Source organism: Micromonospora chokoriensis (genome assembly GCF_000718555.1).
Taxonomy (GTDB): domain Bacteria; phylum Actinomycetota; class Actinomycetes; order Mycobacteriales; family Micromonosporaceae; genus Micromonospora; species Micromonospora chokoriensis_B.
This window is the reverse complement of record NZ_JOAN01000007.1, coordinates 206907-226196: the sequence shown is the minus strand read 5'-3', so window position 1 is coordinate 226196 and position 19290 is coordinate 206907. Positions and strand designations below refer to the sequence as shown.

General features: G+C 71.9%; 15 protein-coding genes. 9 read left to right on the top strand and 6 right to left on the bottom strand.

Annotated features, from left to right (window positions below; all coding sequences use genetic code 11):
* Positions 1-502: 502 nt before the first annotated feature.
* The gene (tyrS, locus tag IF46_RS0112380; protein ID WP_030488465.1) at positions 503-1795 is read right to left on the bottom strand and encodes a tyrosine--tRNA ligase; all 1293 of its coding nucleotides are present in this window, start codon (positions 1793-1795) and stop codon (positions 503-505) included.
* A 100-nt stretch (positions 1796-1895) separates the two neighbouring features.
* On the opposite strand from tyrS, the gene IF46_RS0112375 reads away from it, so the two are divergent.
* Positions 1896-2285: a PaaI family thioesterase gene (locus IF46_RS0112375; RefSeq protein WP_030488464.1), complete on the top strand. Its 390-nt coding sequence runs from the start codon at positions 1896-1898 to the stop codon at positions 2283-2285.
* Positions 2286-2307: 22 nt separating this feature from the next.
* Here the strand turns inward: IF46_RS0112375 and IF46_RS0112370 are convergent, their stop codons facing one another.
* From IF46_RS0112370 to IF46_RS0112360, 3 genes are all read right to left on the bottom strand, one after another.
* A complete protein-coding gene (locus IF46_RS0112370; RefSeq protein ID WP_030488463.1) occupies positions 2308-3645 on the bottom strand; it encodes a hemolysin family protein in 1338 nt (445 codons plus the stop codon).
* 153 nt (positions 3646-3798) lie between these two features.
* Positions 3799-4440: a hypothetical protein gene (locus IF46_RS0112365; protein ID WP_030488462.1), complete on the bottom strand. Its 642-nt coding sequence runs from the start codon at positions 4438-4440 to the stop codon at positions 3799-3801.
* 9 nt (positions 4441-4449) lie between these two features.
* A complete protein-coding gene (locus tag IF46_RS0112360; protein ID WP_030488461.1) occupies positions 4450-4950 on the bottom strand; it encodes a GNAT family N-acetyltransferase in 501 nt (166 codons plus the stop codon).
* A gap of 142 nt (positions 4951-5092) precedes the next feature.
* Here IF46_RS0112360 and ppdK point away from each other — a divergent pair, with 142 nt between their 5' ends.
* From ppdK to IF46_RS0112320, 8 genes are all read left to right on the top strand, one after another.
* A complete protein-coding gene (ppdK, locus tag IF46_RS0112355) occupies positions 5093-7753 on the top strand; it encodes a pyruvate, phosphate dikinase (RefSeq protein ID WP_030488460.1) in 2661 nt (886 codons plus the stop codon).
* Between the two features lie 11 nt (positions 7754-7764).
* Positions 7765-8217: a hypothetical protein gene (locus tag IF46_RS0112350; protein WP_030488459.1), complete on the top strand. Its 453-nt coding sequence runs from the start codon at positions 7765-7767 to the stop codon at positions 8215-8217.
* A gap of 317 nt (positions 8218-8534) precedes the next feature.
* Positions 8535-9545 (top strand): zinc-dependent alcohol dehydrogenase, encoded by a 1011-nt coding sequence (locus tag IF46_RS0112345; RefSeq protein WP_030488458.1) that lies wholly within the window; start codon positions 8535-8537, stop codon positions 9543-9545.
* Between the two features lie 44 nt (positions 9546-9589).
* Positions 9590-11833 carry a formate C-acetyltransferase gene (gene pflB / locus IF46_RS0112340; protein WP_030488457.1) on the top strand — a complete coding sequence of 748 codons (2244 nt, stop codon included), beginning with the start codon at positions 9590-9592 and terminating at the stop codon, positions 11831-11833.
* Positions 11834-11898: 65 nt separating this feature from the next.
* On the top strand, positions 11899-12615 hold the full coding sequence (gene pflA, locus IF46_RS0112335; RefSeq protein WP_030488456.1) for a pyruvate formate-lyase-activating protein: 717 nt from the start codon (positions 11899-11901) through the stop codon (positions 12613-12615).
* Positions 12616-12886: 271 nt separating this feature from the next.
* Positions 12887-15424, top strand: coding sequence for a cation-translocating P-type ATPase (locus IF46_RS0112330; protein ID WP_420063561.1), 2538 nt, complete (start codon positions 12887-12889; stop codon positions 15422-15424).
* 97 nt (positions 15425-15521) lie between these two features.
* Positions 15522-16409, top strand: a complete 888-nt coding sequence (locus IF46_RS0112325) for a universal stress protein (RefSeq protein WP_030488454.1) — start codon at positions 15522-15524, stop codon at positions 16407-16409.
* 112 nt (positions 16410-16521) lie between these two features.
* Entirely contained in the window at positions 16522-17394 is an 873-nt protein-coding gene (locus IF46_RS0112320) for a universal stress protein (RefSeq protein ID WP_030488453.1), read from the top strand.
* Here IF46_RS0112320 and IF46_RS0112315 read toward each other — a convergent pair.
* The gene (locus IF46_RS0112315; protein ID WP_030488452.1) at positions 17387-18022 is read right to left on the bottom strand and encodes an FMN reductase; all 636 of its coding nucleotides are present in this window, start codon (positions 18020-18022) and stop codon (positions 17387-17389) included. The genes IF46_RS0112320 and IF46_RS0112315 overlap by 8 nt on opposite strands.
* Positions 18019-19161, bottom strand: coding sequence for an LLM class flavin-dependent oxidoreductase (locus IF46_RS0112310; protein WP_030488451.1), 1143 nt, complete (start codon positions 19159-19161; stop codon positions 18019-18021). The genes IF46_RS0112315 and IF46_RS0112310 overlap by 4 nt, the downstream gene beginning before the upstream one ends.
* Positions 19162-19290 lie beyond the last annotated feature (129 nt).

Sequence of the window (19290 nt, the reverse complement as noted above, 5' to 3'; positions counted from 1 at the left end):
AACCACACACCGACCCAAAGCCCCACCACAGTGGAACCCCAACCCGGGGCATTTCCCGCTCCGCGACCAGCGCTTTCAGCGCCAGGCACTTTTACTACGTTACCCGCTCGTTTCCGCCGTGTCAAACCGGTGTTTCCCGGTTCGTCGTGCTTCACCCGATAATGCAGGCACCATGTCGTAACCGGCTTACGCCGCTCTCGTCATGGATTCGGCAGGCCGGCCGTCGCGATTTCCCGCGACCCGCCCGGTGCCCTGCCGGCTCGTAACCATACCCGGTCGGTTTCGCCGCACCAAATCCGCCTCGCGGCGTTTCTGGTGGCACCTCCCGGTTGGAGCTCCGATGGGCATGCCCACCCGACCCCCAGGCCGTTGGCCTGCGCTCCGGCCGTTTCGGCTTTCGCCTGTTTCGTCCGTTCCGCGCTGACAGAGAGAAAGTTACGCGTCCGGCGCGATGATCGTCAAATCTGCCGGACGCGTCCCCCGTCACATCGTCGACAGACGGCTATTCTGCCAGCTCAACGCCCGCGAACGAACGTTTTCCGCGGCGCAGCACCAGGTACCGCCCATGCAGCAGGTCGGCCGGTGACACCCCGGCGTCCACCTCGGTCACCCGGTTGTTGTTGACGTAGGCGCCGCCCTCGGCGATCACTCGCCGGGCCTCCTTGAGGCCGCTCACGAGCCCGGAGTCCCGCAGCAGACCCGCCACATCCGGCAATTCGCCGGCGAGGCGCACCAGACCCGCCTCGGTCAGGGCCGCACGCAGCGTCTCCGGTGCCAGGTCGTCCAACGAGCCACGGCCGAAGAGCGCCTGACTGGCGGCGACCGCCTGCCGGGTCTCGTCGGCACCGTGCACCAGGGTGGTCAACTCCTCGGCGAGCGCCCGCTGCGCCAAGCGGGCCGCCGGCCGCTCGGCGGTCGCCTTCGCCAGCTCTTCCAACTCGTCGCGGGTACGGAAGCTGAAGTACCGCAGGTAACGGTCGACCTCGCGGTCATCCACGTTGAGCCAGAACTGGTAGAAGGCGTACGGGCTGGTCATCGTGGGGTCGAGCCAGACGGCGCCGCCCTCGGTCTTGCCGAACTTCGTGCCGTCGGACTTGGTGACGAGCGGCGTGGTGAACGCCTGCACCGGCCCTGCGCCCCGCCGACGTACGTAGTCGACCCCGGCGGTGATGTTGCCCCACTGGTCGGACCCGCCGAACTGGAGCTGACAGCCGTGCCGGCGGTGCAGCTCGAAGAAGTCGTTGGCCTGCAACAGCTGGTAGCTGAACTCGGTGAAGCTGATGCCGGTCTCGAGCCGGGCCCGCACCACCTCCCGCGCCAGCATCTTGTTCACCGGGAAGTGCTTGCCCACGTCGCGGAGGAACTCGACCACCGACATCTCGCCGGTCCAGTCCAGGTTGTTGACCAGTTGCGCCGCGTTCTCGCCGGTGTACGACACGAAGGGGGCGAGCTGCTCGCGGATCCGCTCGACCCACCCGGCGATCACCTCGGGCGGGTTGAGGGTCCGTTCGGCGCTCTCCTTCGGGTCACCGATCTGCCCGGTCGCCCCGCCGACCAGCAGCAACGGGCGGTGGCCGGCGAGTTGCAGGCGACGAGCGGTGGTGACCTGCATGAGCGAGCCGACGTGCAGGCTCTGCGCGGTGGGGTCGAAGCCCACGTAATAGGTGGCGGCCGTCCCGCCGTCGAGCAGCTCACGCAGCTCGTCGAGGCCGGTCGAGTCCTGTATGAGGCCACGCCAGAGCAGGTCGTCGGTCAGGGAGTCCCGCCCGGACGGCGGGAGGCTGCTGTCGGTCACGGTCACCGATTCTCCCCCATCGCCGGCACCGACCCGTACCGGGTTTGGCGCAACCCGCCCCGGTTAGGCTTGCGCCCCGTTGATCGAGGAGGGCTTTGCGATGGAGATTCCGGATCTGACGGGCGGTTTCGTTGCCCTGCTCGGCCTCAAGTTCGAGGAGGCGAGCGGCGACCGGGTGGTGATCAGCTGGCAGGTCCGACCGGAGCTGCACCAGCCGTTCGGCATCCTGCACGGCGGGGTGTACTGCGCGGTCGTGGAGTCCGCGGCCAGCGTGGGTGGTGCCCTCTGGCTGGCCGACCGGGGCACGGTGGTCGGGGTGTCGAACCAGACCGACTTCCTGCGGGCCGTCCGGGACGGCGAGCTGACCGCGGTCGGCACCCCGGTGCACCGGGGTCGCAGCCAGCAGCTCTGGCAGGTGGAGATCAGCGATGCCGACGAGCGGCTGGTCGCCCGTGGTCAGGTCCGGCTGCAGAACCTCTCGCGCGACTGAGTCACGGCATCCGCCGCGCAGGTCAACTGCGGGCTTCGTCCAACACCGGCTCCGCGGCCTGGTCGGGGTCGGCATCGGTGTCGGCGTCATCGGGTACGCGGCTGAGCCGCACCTCGGTGATCGCCCGGTGGTCGATGCCGGCCACGACCAGCACCCAGCCGTCCTGCGTGACGTCCTCCCCGGCGACGGTGGGGATGTGCCCGAGCCGGGCCAACACCAGCCCGGCGACGGTGGTGTAGTCGCCGGCCGGACGCGACGGCAGCTCCACGCCGATGTCCGGCAGGTCGTGCACCGGGAAGGTGCCGGGCAGCAGCAGCGCGCCGTCAGGGTCGCGGCGTACCGAGCGCACATCCCGGTCGGTCTCGTCGTAGATCTCGCCGACGATCTCCTCCAGGATGTCCTCCAGCGTCACGATGCCGTCGACGGCGCCGCGCTCGTCCACGACGAGCGCGATGTGCTGACGCTCGGCCTTGAACTGACGCAGCGCGTCCACGACGGGCAGCGAGTCGGGCAGCAGCATCGGCGGCCGGGCGATCTCGTCGACCGGCCGGTCATCGGGCACGCCCACCAGGTCACGCAGGTGGATCACCCCGACCGTGTCGTCCAGGCCGCCGTGGCGCACGACCGGAGCACGGGAGTGACCGGTGGCGGCCAGCACGAGCCGCGCGGCCTCCGCGGTGGTCCCGCTGTCGAGCGTGAAGACCCGCAACCGGGGTACGAGGACAGCCCGCAACCGCCGGTCGGCGATCTCCACCGCCCCCGCGATGATTGTGCGCTGCTCCTTGGTGAAGCCGTGGTTGCCGGCGACGATGTCGCGCAGCTCGTCCGGGCCGATCTCCTCCGGCTGGTGTTTCGGGTTGAGCCCGACCAGGCGGACGACCACGTCGCTGGTGGCACCGAGCGCCCAGACGGCCGGCCGGGTGAGGCTGGCGAGCAGATCGAGTGGGCGGGCCACCAGCAGCGCCCACCGCTCGGCCGACTGCATGGCGATCCGCTTGGGTGCCAGCTCGCCGAAGACCAGGGTGACGAAGGTCAGCGCGAGGGTGACCACGACGATCGCCACCGTCTCGGCGGCGCCGCCGAACGCCCCGAGCAGAGGCACGAGGGGTTTGGCCAGCGAGACCGCCGCGGCGGCGGAAGCCAGGAAGCCGGCGAGGGTGATGCCGATCTGGATGGTGGCCAGGAAGCGGTTCGGGTCCTTGGCGAGCCGGGCCAGCACTCGCCCGGCCCGACTGGTGCGCTCCAGCCGCTGGATCTGGCTGTCTCGCAATGACACAAGCGCCATCTCGCTGCCGGCGAAGAGCGCGTTGATCACGACGAGGATCCCGACCAGGGCCAGTTGGCTCCCGTAGCTCTGCACGCCCGGTTCGCTCCCTCTCCGGTGGTGGCACCGGCCAGTACGCGCGGCGCCCGCCGGTCAGCGAGCCCGCCCGGCGTAGGCCTGTCTTTGCCCCGTCCGGCGCCGGCCGAATCCTGCTCCGGCGACGCTACGCCGAATCGGGCGTCGGTGACGCTAGGGCGAATCGGTGCTCACCGGCACGGGCAGGTCGAGCACGTACGAGTCGCCCTCTGGGCGGAAGCCGAGCCGGTGGTAGTAGGGGGCGACCATCCGGGGCGGGCTGACCACCCGGTGGAAACCTCGTTCGGTGAACAGGTGGCTGCGCCGGTAGACGAACTCGCCCGGGGTGAAGTCACGGAACTTCGGGGTCACGTAGTCCAGGTCGATCTGGGCGACGCCGGGCGCCTCGGCGTGCGACAGCACCACCCCGACCACCTCGTCGGCCGTGACCACCAGGAACGCGGAGCGCCCCGACGCACGCGGATCCCAGTGGAAGTCGGGGTTGAACCGGGCGATGTCGGTGGCGTGCACACGCAGCGTGTGCGCGAGGAACTGGTCGCCGACGCCGACCTCGACGACCTGGTAGGTCTTCTCGTCGTGCCGGGTGGCGAGCATCCCGCGCAGGTACCAGATGTTGATCACCGCGAGCACGACGTTGAGCCCGACCCCGGGCCAAACCTCGATCGCAGCGTTGTAGCCGATCAGCACGAAGCAGCCGATGAGGTTGAGCGCACGCAGCCGCAGGATGCGTGACTGCAGCAGCGACCAGACCAGCACCGCGGAGCCGGCCCAGCCGACGAGATCTAACCAGTTCACTCCGCGAGACTAGTGCCCGCCCAGGTCAGCGGCGTCGGCGGGCAGCTCCAGCAGCCACTCCTCGACGTCTTCGCCGCGGCCGTTGGCGTACCCCGAGTCTTCACCGACCACCACGAACCCGCACTTGCGCAGCACCGCGAGGGACGCGGCGTTGTCCTTGGCGGCGCGGGCGTGCACCGGTCGGGGCAGCTCGCGCAGCAGGGCGGCCAGCGCCGCCGTGGCATGACCCCGACCCCAGCGGGCCGGGTCGATCCAGTAGCTGACCTCGGTCTGGTCGTCGACCGGGAAGGCGCTGACGTAGCCGACCACTTCGCCGTCGACCTCGACGGTGCGGACCAGGTTCGCCGGGTTGGTGAGCACCCGGGCCCAGTGCTGGGCGAACTCGCGGTGGTCGGTCGGGTCCTTCGGGCCGAACGCGGCCATCCGGTTGGCCTCTGGGTCCTGCTGGTGCAGGAAGAACTCGACGAGGTCGTCCTCGAGGACCGGGCGCAGCAGCAGATCGGAGGTCATCCGCCGAGGGTACGCACGGGCTGTGACAGTGCGGGACCTCTGGCCCTCCGACCGTACCGTCCGGCCCTGCCGACAGCCCTCCCCACATTGGTACGAACAGATGGAGAGGTCCGTGCGGTGAACGGAAGTGGAGGCCGGAGCCATGCCCAAGTACGTCTACGACTTCATCGAGGGTGACCGGGGCAGGGCCGACCTGCTGGGCGGCAAGGGCGCGAACCTGAGCGAGATGACGAGGCTGGGGTTGCCGGTGCCGCCGGGGTTCACCATCAGCACCGACGCCTGCCGGGCGTACCTGGTGACCGGCGCACCGCCGGACGGGCTTTTCGCCGAGGTCAACGCGCATTTGCGGGATGTGGAGGCGCGACTGGACCGCCGGCTCGGCGACCCGCGCGACCCGCTGCTGCTGGCGGTCCGTTCCGGTGGGCGGTACTCGATGCCGGGGATGATGGACACGGTCCTGGACATCGGGCTCAACGACACCACGGTCGGCGGGCTCGCGGCGCACAGCGGTGACGCCCGGTTCGCCTGGGACTCGTACCGACGGTTGATCCAGATGTTCGGCCGAACGGTGCACGGGCTGCCAGCGGAGGAGTTCGAACGGGAGCTTGAGGCCCTGCGCGCGACGGCCGGGCCGGCCGGGCCCAACGCCGAGCAGTTGCGCGACCTGGTGGAGACGTACAAGAAGATCTTCGCCGCGTGGGTGGGGCACGACTTTCCGCAGGCCCCGCACGAGCAGCTCTACCTGGCCATCCGGTCGGTGTTCGAGTCGTGGAACTCCCAGCGGGCACGGTTGTACCGCCACCAGGAGCACATCCCGGACGACCTGGGCACGGCGGTCAACGTGATGGCAATGGTCTTCGGCAACCTCGGCCCGGACTCCGGCACCGGTGTGGCGTTCACCCGCGACCCGGCCACTGGCACGCCCGGCGTGTACGGCGACTACCTCGCCAACGCCCAGGGTGAGGACGTGGTGGCCGGCATCCGCAACACGGTCGGCCTACCCGAGCTGGCGCGCATCGACCCGGCGAGTTACCGCCGACTGCTCGAGATCATGGCGACGTTGGAGCGGCACTACCGGGACCTGTGCGATATCGAGTTCACCATCGAGCGGGGGCGGCTCTGGATGTTGCAGACCCGGGTGGGCAAGCGGACGGCAGCGGCGGCGTTCGTGATCGCCGCGCAGCTGGTCGACGAAGGGCTGATCACGCTGGACGAGGCGCTGCACCGGGTCACCGGCGCCCAGTTGGCCCAGCTGATGTTCCCCGCGTTCGACCTGGCCGGCGCGGCACGACCGTTGGCCGTCGGCCTCGGCGCCTCCCCCGGCGCCGCGGTGGGCCGCGTCGTCTTCGACTCGGCAGCCGCCGAGGCGGCGGACGGACCGGTGATCCTGGTCCGCCGGGAGACCAACCCGGACGACCTGCCCGGCATGATCGCCGCGGCGGGGGTGCTCACCTCGCGCGGCGGCAAGACCTCGCACGCCGCTGTGGTGGCCCGGGGCATGGGGCGTACCTGCGTCTGCGGCGCGGACGAGCTGCGCATCGACGCCGAGCGCGGCGAGTTCACCGTCGGCGACCGGGTCGTCCGGGCCGGCGAGGTGATCTCCATCGACGGGACCACCGGAAAGGTCTACCTCGGCGAGTTGCCGGTGCAGCCCTCCCCGGTCGCCCGCTACCTGGCCGGTGAACTGCAGCCGCAGGCCGACCCGCTGGTCGCGGCGGTGCACCGGCTGCTCGGGCACGCCGACGCGGTGCGCCGACTGGGCGTACGGGCCAACGCGGACACCGGGGCGGACGCCCGGCGGGCACGACGCCTCGGTGCCACCGGCGTCGGGCTGTGCCGCACCGAGCACATGTTCCTCGGCGAGCGTCGGGAGCTGATCGAACGGCTGATCCTGGCCGACGGGCCGGACGAGGTGAGCGCCGCGTTGGACGCGTTGTTGCCGTTGCAGCGGGCCGACTTCGTGGAGATCCTGACCGCGATGGACGGGCTACCGGTGACGATCCGCCTGATCGACCCCCCGCTGCACGAGTTTCTCCCCCCGTTGCACGAGCTGACCGCACGGGTGGCCCGCGCCGAGGCACTCGGCGAGGACCTGGGCCGGGACGGCCGGCTGCTGACGGCCGTACGCCGAATGCACGAGGCCAACCCGATGCTCGGGCTGCGCGGGGTGCGGCTCGGGCTGGTGATCCCGGGACTGTTCGCGATGCAGGTCAGGGCGATCGCCGAGGCCGCGGCGCAGCGGTTGGGCGACGGCGGCGACCCGCGTCCGGAGATCATGGTGCCGTTGGTCGGCGACGTGCGGGAACTCCGGGCGGTGCGCGCCGAGATCGAACCGGTCCTCGCCGGGGTGCCCGACGCGCCGGAGATCCCCCTCGGCACGATGATCGAGGTGCCGAGGGCGGCGCTGACCGCCGGGGAGATCGCCGGCGCGGCGCACTTCTTCTCCTTCGGCACCAATGACCTGACCCAGACCGCGTGGGCGTTCTCCCGCGACGACGTGGAGGGCTCGTTCTTCGACGCCTACCTGGAGCGGGGGATCTTCGAGCTGTCTCCGTTCGAGCGCATCGACCCCGTCGGCGTGGGCCGCCTGGTGCGGCTGGCCGTCGCCGAGGGTCGGGCGGCCCAACCGGAACTCACCATCGGGGTCTGCGGCGAGCACGGCGGCGACCCCGACTCGATCGCGTTCTTCGCCGACGCCGGCGTGGACTACGTCTCCTGCTCGCCGTACCGGGTGCCGATCGCCCGGTTGGCCGCCGGACAGGCCGCCGTGTACGCCACCACTGCTACGTCCGACTCCCGCTAGGAGGCAGCACCATGACCGCCATCCTCAACCCGACCAGCGCCGTACCGCTGAGCCCACCCACGCCCCGACGGGTGCCCGAACCGCCGACCGCGCCGATCACCGAGGGGCCGGTGGGCCCGGTGCTGGAACTGCCGGGAACACCGGCGGCCGCGCTGGTGCCGGTGGTCCGTGACGGCCGGGCGATAGGGGCTTACGTCCTCTCCGGCGGGCGGGTCCGCTACCGGCCGGTGACCGACCCGGACCGGTTGCTCGCCGCGGCGACCGGCGCGTTCGCGGTCGCGGTGCTCACCGCGGCCGTCGCCGTGGTCGGCCGCCGCAGGCCGCCGGCTATCGGCGCGGTGACGATGGGGCCGGGCGGCTGGGTCAGCCTGCGAGGCGTCCGCGCGCCAGCGCTACGCCCGGCGACACCGCGCCCGTGGTGGGCGCGGGCGCTGCGGGCCCGCCGACTGGTCGTCGAACGCTGAGCACGGGCCGCCGGGTTCGGCCAGCGACCCCGGCGGACCGTGCCTGGCTCAGTCGTTGACGGCCGACCGCCAGCGCGGCGGCGGGCGGTGCCGCGCAGGGAGAGGCCGCCAAATGAAGGTGAAGGCCACCGCCCCTTCCTGGTTGTCGCGCGCGGGTCGGGACCGACGGGTGTGGCTCAGCGGCCGCCGCGGTGAGGATGGCCAGCTCATATCCGTGACTTTGGTCCCGACCGATCGCGGTCTCGTGCCCCTGCCCCGGTCCGGCACCGCAGCCCAGGCTGGTCCTGGAAGCGAAGAAACGACACAGGAGGCCCCCGATGCGCGCAACAGTCGTCACTGCGTTCGACCGTCCACTGGAGCTGCTCGACCTGCCCGTGCCAGAACCCGGCCCCGGCGAGATGCTGGTCCGGATCGAGGCGAGTGGGCTGTGCCACACCGACATCCACGCCGCCCGCGGCGACTGGCCGGTCCGGCCGAACCCGCCGTTCGTGCCCGGCCACGAGGGCGTCGGCATCGTGGATCGGGTCGGCCCCGGCGTCACCGAACACGCCGTCGGCGACCGGGTGGCCCTGCCCTGGCTCGGCTGGGCCTGCGGCACCTGCTCCTACTGCGTGACCGGCTGGGAGACCCTCTGCGAGTCGCAGCGCAACACCGGCTACAGCATCGACGGCGCGCACGCGGAGTACGCCGTCACCGCCGCCCGTTACGCGGTACGCGTACCCGAGGGTGTCGATCCGTTCGAGGCAGCACCGTTGACCTGCGCCGGGGTCACCACGTACAAGGCCGTGAAGGTGGCCGGGGTACGCCCCGGCCACCGGGTGGCGATCTTCGGCATCGGCGGTCTCGGCCACCTCGCGCAGCAGTACGCGCAACTCTTCGGCGGCGAGACCATCGCCGTCGACGTCACCGCCGAGAAGCTCGCCCTGGCCACCGCGCTCGGCGCCACGCACACCGTGAACGCCGCCCAGGTCGACCCGGTCGAGGCGATCACCCGCCTCGGTGGCGCGGACGTGGCGATCGTCCTCGCCGCGAACCCCACCGTGATCGAGCAGGCGTACCGGTGCCTGCGTCGCGGCGGGCGCCTCGTGCTGGTATCGCTGCCCAAGGAGAACACGATCAACCTGCCGGTCTTCGAGACGGTGCTGAAGGGGATCACGGTGGTCGGCTCGATCGTCGGCACCCGCGCCGACCTCGCCGAGGTGTTCCGGCTGCACGCCGCCGGCCGCACCCGGGTCGCCTACGAGATCCGCAAGCTCGACGAGATCAACACGGCGGTCGAGGACGTCCTCGCCGGCCGGGTCACCGCCCGTCTGGTTCTCCAGCCATGACCGCCGTCCGACCATCACCCCCGAGCGCTCGCACCGGAGCAGCCATGTTAGACACCGCACCCCGCGCACCCTGGCGTGGTTTCACCCACGCGACGTGGCAGGACACCATCGACGTCGCCGACTTCATCCAGGCCAACCACGAGCCGTACACCGGCGACGGCGGCTTCCTCACCGGGCCGACCTGCCGCACCCTGGAGGTCTGGGGCAGGCTGGCGAAGCTCTTCGTCGAGGAGCGTCGACGCGGGGTCCTCGACGTCGACACCGCCACCCCGTCGACGATCACCGCGCACGCCCCCGGCTGGATCGACCGGGAGAAGGAGCTCATCGTCGGCCTGCAGACCGACGCGCCACTGCGCCGGGCCATCGTGCCGAACGGCGGCCTGCGGATGGTGGAGACCGCACTGCGGGCGTACGGGTACCAACCCGACCCGGGTGTGCACCAGATCTTCACCGAATACCGCAAGACACACAACGACGCGGTGTTCGACGCGTACCCGGCCGACGTGCTCGCCGCGCGGCGCTCGCACGTCATCACCGGTCTGCCCGACTCGTACGGCCGGGGTCGGATCATCGGCGACTACCGCCGGGTCTCGCTCTACGGCGTGGACCGGCTGGTCACCGAACGACGGGCGATCAAGGAGGCACTCGACGATCGTCCGTCGACCGACCACGTGATCCGCGACCGGGAGGAACTGGCCGAGCAGATCCGGGCCCTGGGCGAGCTGAAGCGGATGGCCGCGAGCTACGGCCACGACATCTCCGGACCGGCCACGACCGGCCGGGAGGCGATCCAGTGGTTGTACTTCGCGTACCTCGCCGCCACCAAGGAACAGAACGGCGCGGCGATGTCGCTCGGGCGCACCGCCACGTTCCTCGACGTCTACCTGCGGCGGGACCTCTCCGAGGGGCGGCTGACCGAGATGGAGGCCCAGGAGCTGATCGACGACTTCGTGATCAAGCTGCGGATCATCCGGTTCCTGCGCACCCCGGAGTACGACGAACTCTTCTCCGGCGACCCCACCTGGGTCACCGAGGCGCTCGGCGGGATGGGCGCGGACGGGCGTCCGCTGGTCACCCGCACCAGCTTCCGCTACCTACAGACCCTCTACAACCTGGGTCCGGCCCCGGAGCCCAACCTGACCGTGCTCTGGTCGCCGCGGCTGCCCGCCGGCTTCAAGCGGTTCTGCGCGCAGGTGTCGCTGGACACCAGCGCCATCCAGTACGAGAACGACGAGCTGATCCGCCCGGCGTACGACGACGACACGGCCATCGCCTGCTGCGTGTCGGCCCTGCGGGTCGGCCGGGACATGCAGTTCTTCGGAGCACGGGCGAACCTGGCGAAGGCGCTGCTCTACGCGATCAACGGCGGTCGCGACGAGCTGACCGGCGAACAGATCGCCCCGGCCACACCACCAGTGGACGGCGAGGTCCTCGACTACGACACCGTGCTGGCCGCGTACGACCGGACGCTGGACTGGCTCGCCGAGACGTACGTCGACGCCCTGAACGTGATCCACCACCAGCACGACCGGTACGCGTACGAACGGCTGGAGATGGCGCTGCACGACCACCCGGTGCGCCGGTTCATGGCCACCGGCATCGCCGGCCTGTCGGTGGCGGTGGACAGCCTCGCCGCGATCCGCCACGGCCGGGTCACGGTGCTGCGCGACGCCACCGGCCTCGCGGTCGACTACGTCCTGGAGGGTGCGCCCCCCACGTACGGCAACAACGACGACCGGGCCGACGCCATCGCCGTGTGGCTGACCGAAGCGTTTGCGGCGAAGTTGCGCCGGCAGCGCACCTACCGCGACGCCGAGCTGACCATGTCGGTGCTCACCATCACCTCGAACGTGGTGTACGGCAAGCACACCGGCAACACCCCGGACGGCCGGCGCGCTGGCGAGCCCTTCGCCCCCGGGGCGAACCCGATGAACGGGCGAGACACCCACGGCCTGGTCGCGGCGGCGCTGTCGGTGGCGAAGCTGCCCTACGACGCCGCCCGGGACGGAATCTCGCTGACCGGCACGGTCACCCCCGACGGGTTGGGACGTACCCGCCAGGAGCGCATCGACAACCTAGCCGGGGTGCTCGACGGGTACACCGACGCGGGCGGCTTCCACCTCAACGTCAACGTCCTGGACCGGGCCACCCTCGTCGACGCGATGGCGCACCCGGAGCGCTACCCGCAGCTGACCGTGCGGGTCTCCGGATACGCGGTGAACTTCGTCCGGCTCACGCCCGAGCAACAACGCGACGTGGTGTCGCGTACCTTCCACGGTTCGCTGTGACCATGCGGCCGGCGCCGCCGCCCGGGCACCGGCCCGGGCGGACCGACGCGCCAACCGTCGGGAGCGTGCACTCGTGGGACATCTCCGTGGGGGTGGACGGGCCGGGGGTCCGCTTCGTGGCGTTCCTCGCCGGCTGCCCACTGCGCTGCCGCTACTGCCACAGCCCGGACACCTGGTATCGGCGCAGTGGTCGAACCCGCACCGTGGACGAACTGATGGCGGACATCGAGCGGTACCAACGGTTCATCACCGTCGCCGGTGGCGGGGTGACCCTCAGCGGCGGCGAGCCGCTGCAGCAACCCCACTTCACCCGCGAGGTGCTGCGTCGCTGCCACGACCTCGGTCTGCACACCGCGCTGGACACGTCCGGCTTCCTCGGGGTGCGCGCCGACGACGACATGCTCGACGCCACCGACCTGGTGCTGCTGGACGTGAAGTCGTGGGACCCGGCAACGTACCGGCAGATCACCCGGACGGGGTCGGTCAGCCCGACCCTGCGCTTCGGCCGCCGGCTGGCGCAGCGGGGCACGCCGATCTGGATTCGGTTCGTGCTGGTGCCCGGCCTGACCGACGCGGTGCAGAACGTGGCGGGCGTCGCCGACTTCGCCGCCGGGCTGGCCACCGTGCAGCGGGTCGAGGTGCTGCCGTTCCACCGGCTCGGCGCACACAAGTACGCCGAACTGGGCCTCACCTTCCCACTGGCCAACACCGAGCCGCCCAACCCCGAGCTGCTGGCCCGGGTCCGCGGGCAGTTCGCCGAACGAGGGCTGGCCGTCTACTGACGCGGCAGCCGTACCGGTCGAGCAGCCGGCACCGCGATGTCTGGGAGACGGCCACGGCCATGAGCCGAAGCGTGCGCTGCCGCCCGGGTACCCGGCGCGAGGGCCGTTGGTCCCGGGCCGCACGGGCGCAACGCCTCTGCCCGACGCGATCGCACAGCCCGATGGTGGGAGGGGACGGCGTGCCGGCGACACGCCGCACAAGACGGGGAGGTCACGGGTGACGACGACCGGAGGACGAGGCGGGATCCTGGAGGACCCCGTCGACCTGGCCGTGCCGGTCGGGCTCGACGCGGCAGAGGCCGCCGCCCGGCTGCGCGCCACCGGCCCCAACACGGTCGCCCCGCCACCCCGCCACCACCTGGCCGTACGGGTCCTGCACCAGTTCACCGACCCGCTGGTGGCACTTCTACTTGCCGCGGCGGCCGTCACCACGGTGCTCGGCGACTACCCGGACACCGCGGTGATCGTCCTGGTCGTGCTGGTGAACACCGTCATCGGGGTGGTGCAGGAGGTACGCGCCGACCGCGCGATCGCCGCTCTGGACCGGCTCGCCGCGCCCGCCGCCCGGGTGGTGCGCGACGGCCAGGAACTGGCGGTGCCCGCCGCCGACCTCGTCCCCGGCGATTTGGTCCGCGTCGAGGCAGGCGACATCGTGCCGGCCGACCTGCTGCTGATCGAAGCGAGCCGGCTGCACCTGGACGAGTCCGCGCTGACCGGTGAGTCGGTGACGGTGGGGCGTATCCCCGGCGAGGAGGCGCTGGCCGGGACGGTCGTCACCACCGGACGGGCAGCCGGCACCGTGCTCCGCACGGGAGCAGGGAGCGCCCTGGGCCGGATCAGCGCACTGGTGGCGGGCACCCGTCCCACCACCACACCACTGCAGCGCCGGCTCTCTGCCCTGGGCCGGGTGCTCGGGTTGGTCGCGGTGGCCCTGTCCGGGCTGGTGTTCGCCATCGGCGTGGTCGGTGGCCGGCCGGTGGTGGACATGGCGATCACCGCGGTGAGCCTGGTGGTCGCGGCGGTGCCCGAGTCGCTGCCGGCCGTGGTGACCCTGGCCCTCGCGCTCGGCGCGCGCCGGATGGCCGCCGCGCACGCCATCCCGCGCCAACTGCACGCGGTCGAAACACTCGGCTCGGTGACGGTGATCGCCTCCGACAAGACCGGCACCCTCACCGAAGGCCGGATGGCGGTGCAGCAGGTGGTCACGTCCGACGGTGCCCGATATGGGATCACCGGCACCGGGTACGCCCCGTACGGCAGGGTGCACCGGGACGGCACGGCGGTGGCCGTACCGGAAGGGCTACGCCGACTGGCGCGCGCCGGGCTGCTCTGCAACGACGCCGCCCTGTCACCGCCGGACGACGAGCGATCCGACTGGGCTGCGGTCGGTGACCCCCTGGAAGCGGCCCTGGTCGCCTTCGCGGCCCGGTGCGGCCTCGACCCGCAGCCCACCCGCGCCGCTTGGCCCCGGGTCGCTGAGCACCCCTTCGACCAGGCACAACGCCGGATGATCACGGTGCACCGCTCCTGCGACAAGCGTTACCTGGTGGTCTGCAAGGGCGCACCCGAGAGCATCCTCGGCGCGCCGCTGGTCGACGCGACCGCCGAGGAGATCGACGAACTGACCACCACCGCGCGGCGGCTGGCGGCCGACGGGTTGCGGGTGCTCGCCGTCGCGGCCGCCCTGGTGGACCGGATGCCCAACCTCGCCGCACCCACCGGGCTGCGTCCGGTGGGGCTGGTCGCCGTCGGTGACCCCCTGCGCGTCGGCGCCCCGGAGATCGCCGACAGCTTCGACACCGCCGGCGTACGGCTGCTGCTGATCACCGGCGACCACCCGGCCACGGCCGCGGCGATCGGTGGTCAGCTCGGCCTCTGGCGGGTTGGCGACCCCCTCGCCAGCGGCGACGACGACCAGACGGCGCACCCGGACACCCGGGTCTTCGCCCGGACCCAGCCGGAACAGAAGCTCGACATCATCGCCGGCCTGCAGGCCCGTGGCGAGGTGGTGGCGATGACCGGTGACGGGGTGAACGACGCCCCGGCGCTTCGGCGCGCCGACATCGGGGTGGCGATGGGTAGTGGCACCGAGGTCGCCCGGCAGGCCGCTGACCTGGTGCTGGTCGACGACGAGCTGTCCACCGTGGCCACCGCGATCGGCGAGGGCCGCCGGATCTACGACAACATCCGCCGGTTCCTGCGGTACGCCCTCGCCGGTGGGGTGGCGGAGATCATGGTGATGCTGACCGGCCCGCTGTTCGGGTTGGCCGTACCGCTGCTGCCCGCCCAGATCCTCTGGGTCAACCTGCTGACCCACGGGGTGCCCGGCGTGGCGCTCGGTGCCGAGCCGGCCGAGCCCGGCACCCTGCGCCGCCCGCCGCGCTCGCCCCAGGAGTCGGTGCTCGGCGCTGGGCTGGGTCGGGACGTCCTGGTCACCGGCGCGCTGATCGCCGCCGTGGTACTCGGCGCCGGCGTGTTCGCCGCACATCGGGGCCTGCCGTGGCAGTCGGTGGTCTTCGTGGTGCTCGGGCTCGCCCAGCTCGGTGTGGCGCTGGCGGTCCGAGCGCCCCGGCTGCCCGGGGCCCGACACCGCAACCCCGGCCTCCTCGTCGCGGTGGCGGCGTCGGCGCTGCTCCAGGTCGGTGGGGTGCTGTTCGCTCCGCTGCGGGAGTTGCTCGGCACCGACCCGCTGGGGCCGAGTGTGCTGCTGGCCTGCGCGGCGGTCAGCGTCGTGCCCGGGCTGATGCTGCGGCTGGCCCGTCGCCGGCCGTCGCTGGCATCGCCCCGCCGGGACGCTGACGCGGCGTGACGAGGGACAGGACCAACGGCCCCCCGGTCCGTTGCCATATGCCCCTGACCGCCCGACCCACCTCGCACGAGGATGAAGACGGATGAAGGAGGACATGATGACCATCAGATCCGGTGCTCCCGTTGTGGTGGCGGTGGACGGCTCGACCTCGGCGCTGGAGGCGGTGCGGGTCGCCGCCCAGGAAGCGACGGTGCGGCAGCGCCCCCTGCGGGTGGTGCACGCGTTCATCTGGCCCCTCTACGACGTACCGCTGATTCCGGCGCCCGGCGCTCCCGTCGACGCCGGGCTTCGCCACCAGGCTGAGCTGACCGTCGCCGAGGCGGTGACCGAGGCCGGCAAGACCGCGCCGGAGCTCGTCGTCACCGGCGCGGTGATCGACGGCGCCGCCACGCCGGTGCTGCTGGGCGAATCCCGCGACGCGGCGCTGCTGGTGCTCGGCAGCCGGGGCCTGGGAGGTTTCGCCGAGTTGCTGATCGGCTCGGTGGCCGTGCAGGTCTCCGCCCGCGCCGAGTGCCCGGTGCTGGTGGTCAAGGGTGAGGCGCGCGCCGACGGCCCGGTGCTCGTCGGCGTCGACGGCTCGGCCCTGTCCACCGAGGCTCTGGCTTTCGCCTTCGAGGAGGCCGCGCTGCGCGGCACCGACCTGGTGGCCGTGCACGCCTGGCTCACCCCCACGCCGAGCGGCCCCGGCGACATCCTGCCGCTGGTGTACGACGTCGACGCGCTGGCCGCCGACGAGAAGCGGGTGCTCGCCGAATCCCTGGCCGGTTGGTCGCAGCGCTACCCCGAGGTGCCGGTACGCCAGTGTGTGGCGTACGGCGCGGCGGCGCGGGTGCTGGTGCAGCAGTCCGCCACCGCCCAGCTCACCGTGGTCGGAGCACACGGCCGGGGCGCCCTCGCCGGTGCTCTGCTCGGCTCGGTGAGCCACGCGGTGCTGCACCACTCGCACAGCCCGCTGGCGATCGTCCGGCACCGCCGAGACGCCTGAACGCCCGTCCGCGCCGGCCGCTCTCCTGGCCGGCGCGGACGGGGTGCGGCGCGTTCGGCGGCGCGGCGCGGGTGCGCGGTCGACAATGACCTGACCAACCCAGGGAGCCCCGATGAACCGACCTGTCGTGGTAGGTGTGGACGGATCGCCGTCCAGCCTCGTCGCCGCCGAGCACGCGGCCCGCGCCGCGCTGCTCCGGTCCCGGCCGCTGCACCTGGTGCACGGCTTCCTGCACCCGCTCGGCTACGGCGTGCCGCTCAACCCGTACGACCTCGGGGTGCCGGCTCCCTCCGAGGAGGCGCAGAAAATGTTGGAGCGTACGGCGGCCGAGCTGGCCGACCGGTGGCCCGGCCTGGTCGTCGAGGTCCGCCAGGTCGCCGGCGGTCCCGGCATCACCATGGTCGAGGAGTCCCGCCGGGCCGACCTCGTCGTGGTGGGCAGTCGAGGGCTGGGCGGGTTCGCCGGGCTGCTACTCGGCTCGGTCGGCGCGCAGGTGGCCGCGCACGCGCACTGCCCGGTGCTGGTGGTCCGCCCGGACGAGCAGCCGATCCCGGTGGACGGCCCGGTGCTCGTCGGCGTCGACGGGTCCGAGTCGTCCCGGCTCGCCGCAGGCTACGCCGCCGACGAGGCGGCGCTGCGGGATGTGCCGTTGGTGCTGGTGCACGTCGGCCCGCCGGACGGGGGCCGGACGGTGCCGGAGGAGATCGAGGAGTCGCAGGCCGCGTACCAGGCCGAGGCGGTGCGGCTACTGGCCGACGCCTCCGCCGTGGTGCGCGCGGAGCACCCGGACCTGGTGGTGCGAGAGCATCCGGTTTGGGCGGCCGGCGCGGCCCAAGGGCTCGTCGAGGCCAGCGGCACTGCGTCGTTGCTGGTCGTGGGCACCCGGGGCCGGGCCGGGTTCACCGGGATGCTGCTCGGGTCGGTCAGTCAGGCGGCGATCCAGCACGCGCACTGCCCGGTGCTGGTCGCCCACCCGGTCAGCTGACCGGCGCGTCGTTACCTCGGCCGAGCATCTGCAGGAAGTCGGTGGTGAGGGCGAACGGGTCGGCCGGCCCGGTGGCCGGTGGCCGGCGCTCGATCTGGTCAGCCAGCTCCCCGGCGGCGCGCCGGATCCGACCGCGAAGCGCGCCGTCGGCGCTGCCATCGGACCAGTCCTCCGGTGCGGCGAAGACCGCGGTCGGGACCACCACCGACCGCAGGTACGCGAACATCGGGCGGACCGCGTGCTCCAGCGCGAGGGAGTGCCGGGCGGTGCCGCCGGTGGCCCCGATCAGCACCGGCCGGTCGACAAGCGACTCCTTGTCCAACACGTCGAAGAAGGACTTGAAGAGCCCGTTGTACGAGGCGCTGAAGATCGGGGTGACGGCGATGAGCCCGTCCGCCCCGGTCACCATGTCGATGACCTGGCGCAGCGCCGCTGGCGCAAACCCGGTGAGCAGGTTGTTCACCACGTCGTGGGCGTACTCCCGCAGGTCGACGACGTGCAGCTCCACCTCGGAGCCGCGCCGGACCAACTCGTCGCGGGTTGCCGCGGCGAGCTGGTCGGCGAGCAGCCGGGTCGACGAGGGCTGGCTCAGCCCCGCCGAGACCACGGCCAGGGTGCGGTGGGTCATCGGGTCGCCCCCTCCGGTGCCTTGCCCGTCACGTCGTCGACGGCGTGCACGGTGCTGTCCTTGGCGCCGCCGGCGGCGGCGACCAGCGAGGCGTGCGTGGGCGCCTCCGGCACGTGCGCCGGACGCAGCGCGGCGAACTCCTTGCGCAGCACCGGCACGACCTCCTCGCCGAGCAGGTCGAGCTGCTCCAGCACCGTCTTCAGCGGCAAGCCCGCGTGGTCCATCAGGAACAGCTGCCGCTGGTAGTCACCGACGTACTCCCGGAAGCCCAGGGTGCGGTCGATGACCTGCTGCGGGCTGCCCACGGTCAGCGGGGTCTCCCGGGTGAACTCCTCCAGCGACGGCCCGTGCCCGTAGACCGGGGCGTTGTCGAAGTAGGGACGGAACTCCCGGACGGCGTCCTGCGAGTTGCGTCGCATGAACACCTGCCCGCCCAGACCGACGATGGCCTGGTCGGCGGTGCCGTGGCCGTAGTGGGCGTACCGCTGGCGGTAGAGCGCGACCATCCGCTGGGTGTGCTCCTTGGGCCAGAAGATGTGGTTGGCGAAGAAGCCGTCGCCGTAGTACGCGGCCTGCTCGGCGATCTCCGGGCTGCGGATCGAGCCGTGCCAGACGAACGGGGGCACCCCGTCGAGCGGACGCGGCGTCGAGGTGAACGACTGCAACGGAGTGCGGTACTTGCCCTTCCAGTCGACCACGTCCTCGCGCCACAGCCGGTGCAGCAGGTCGTAGTTCTCGATGGCGAGGGGGATGCCGGCCCGGATGTCCTTGCCGAACCACGGGTAGACCGGACCGGTGTTGCCGCGGCCCATCATGAGGTCTACCCGACCGTCGGACAGGTGCTGGAGCATCGCGTAGTCCTCGGCGATCTTCACCGGGTCGTTGGTGGTGATCAGCGTGGTGGCGGTGGAGAGCAGCAGACGCTCGGTACGCGCCGCGATGTGGCCCATCATGGTGGTCGGTGACGACGGCACGAAGGGCGGGTTGTGGTGCTCGCCGGTGGCGAAGACGTCCAGACCGACCTCTTCGGCCTTCAACGCGATCGCCACCATCGCCTTGATCCGCTCATGCTCGGTCGGCTCCCGGCCGGTGGTCGGGTCGACCGTGACGTCGCCGACGGTGAAGACTCCGAACTGCATGACCAGCTCCTCGCGTGTCAACCGGATGCCGCCGTGGTACCCGGACGCAGCTCACAACTTATTTGACGCGTCAACTATTCCGTCGGCGGGACGCCTCGAAGTGGCGCCGGTCACTGCTCAGCACGGCAT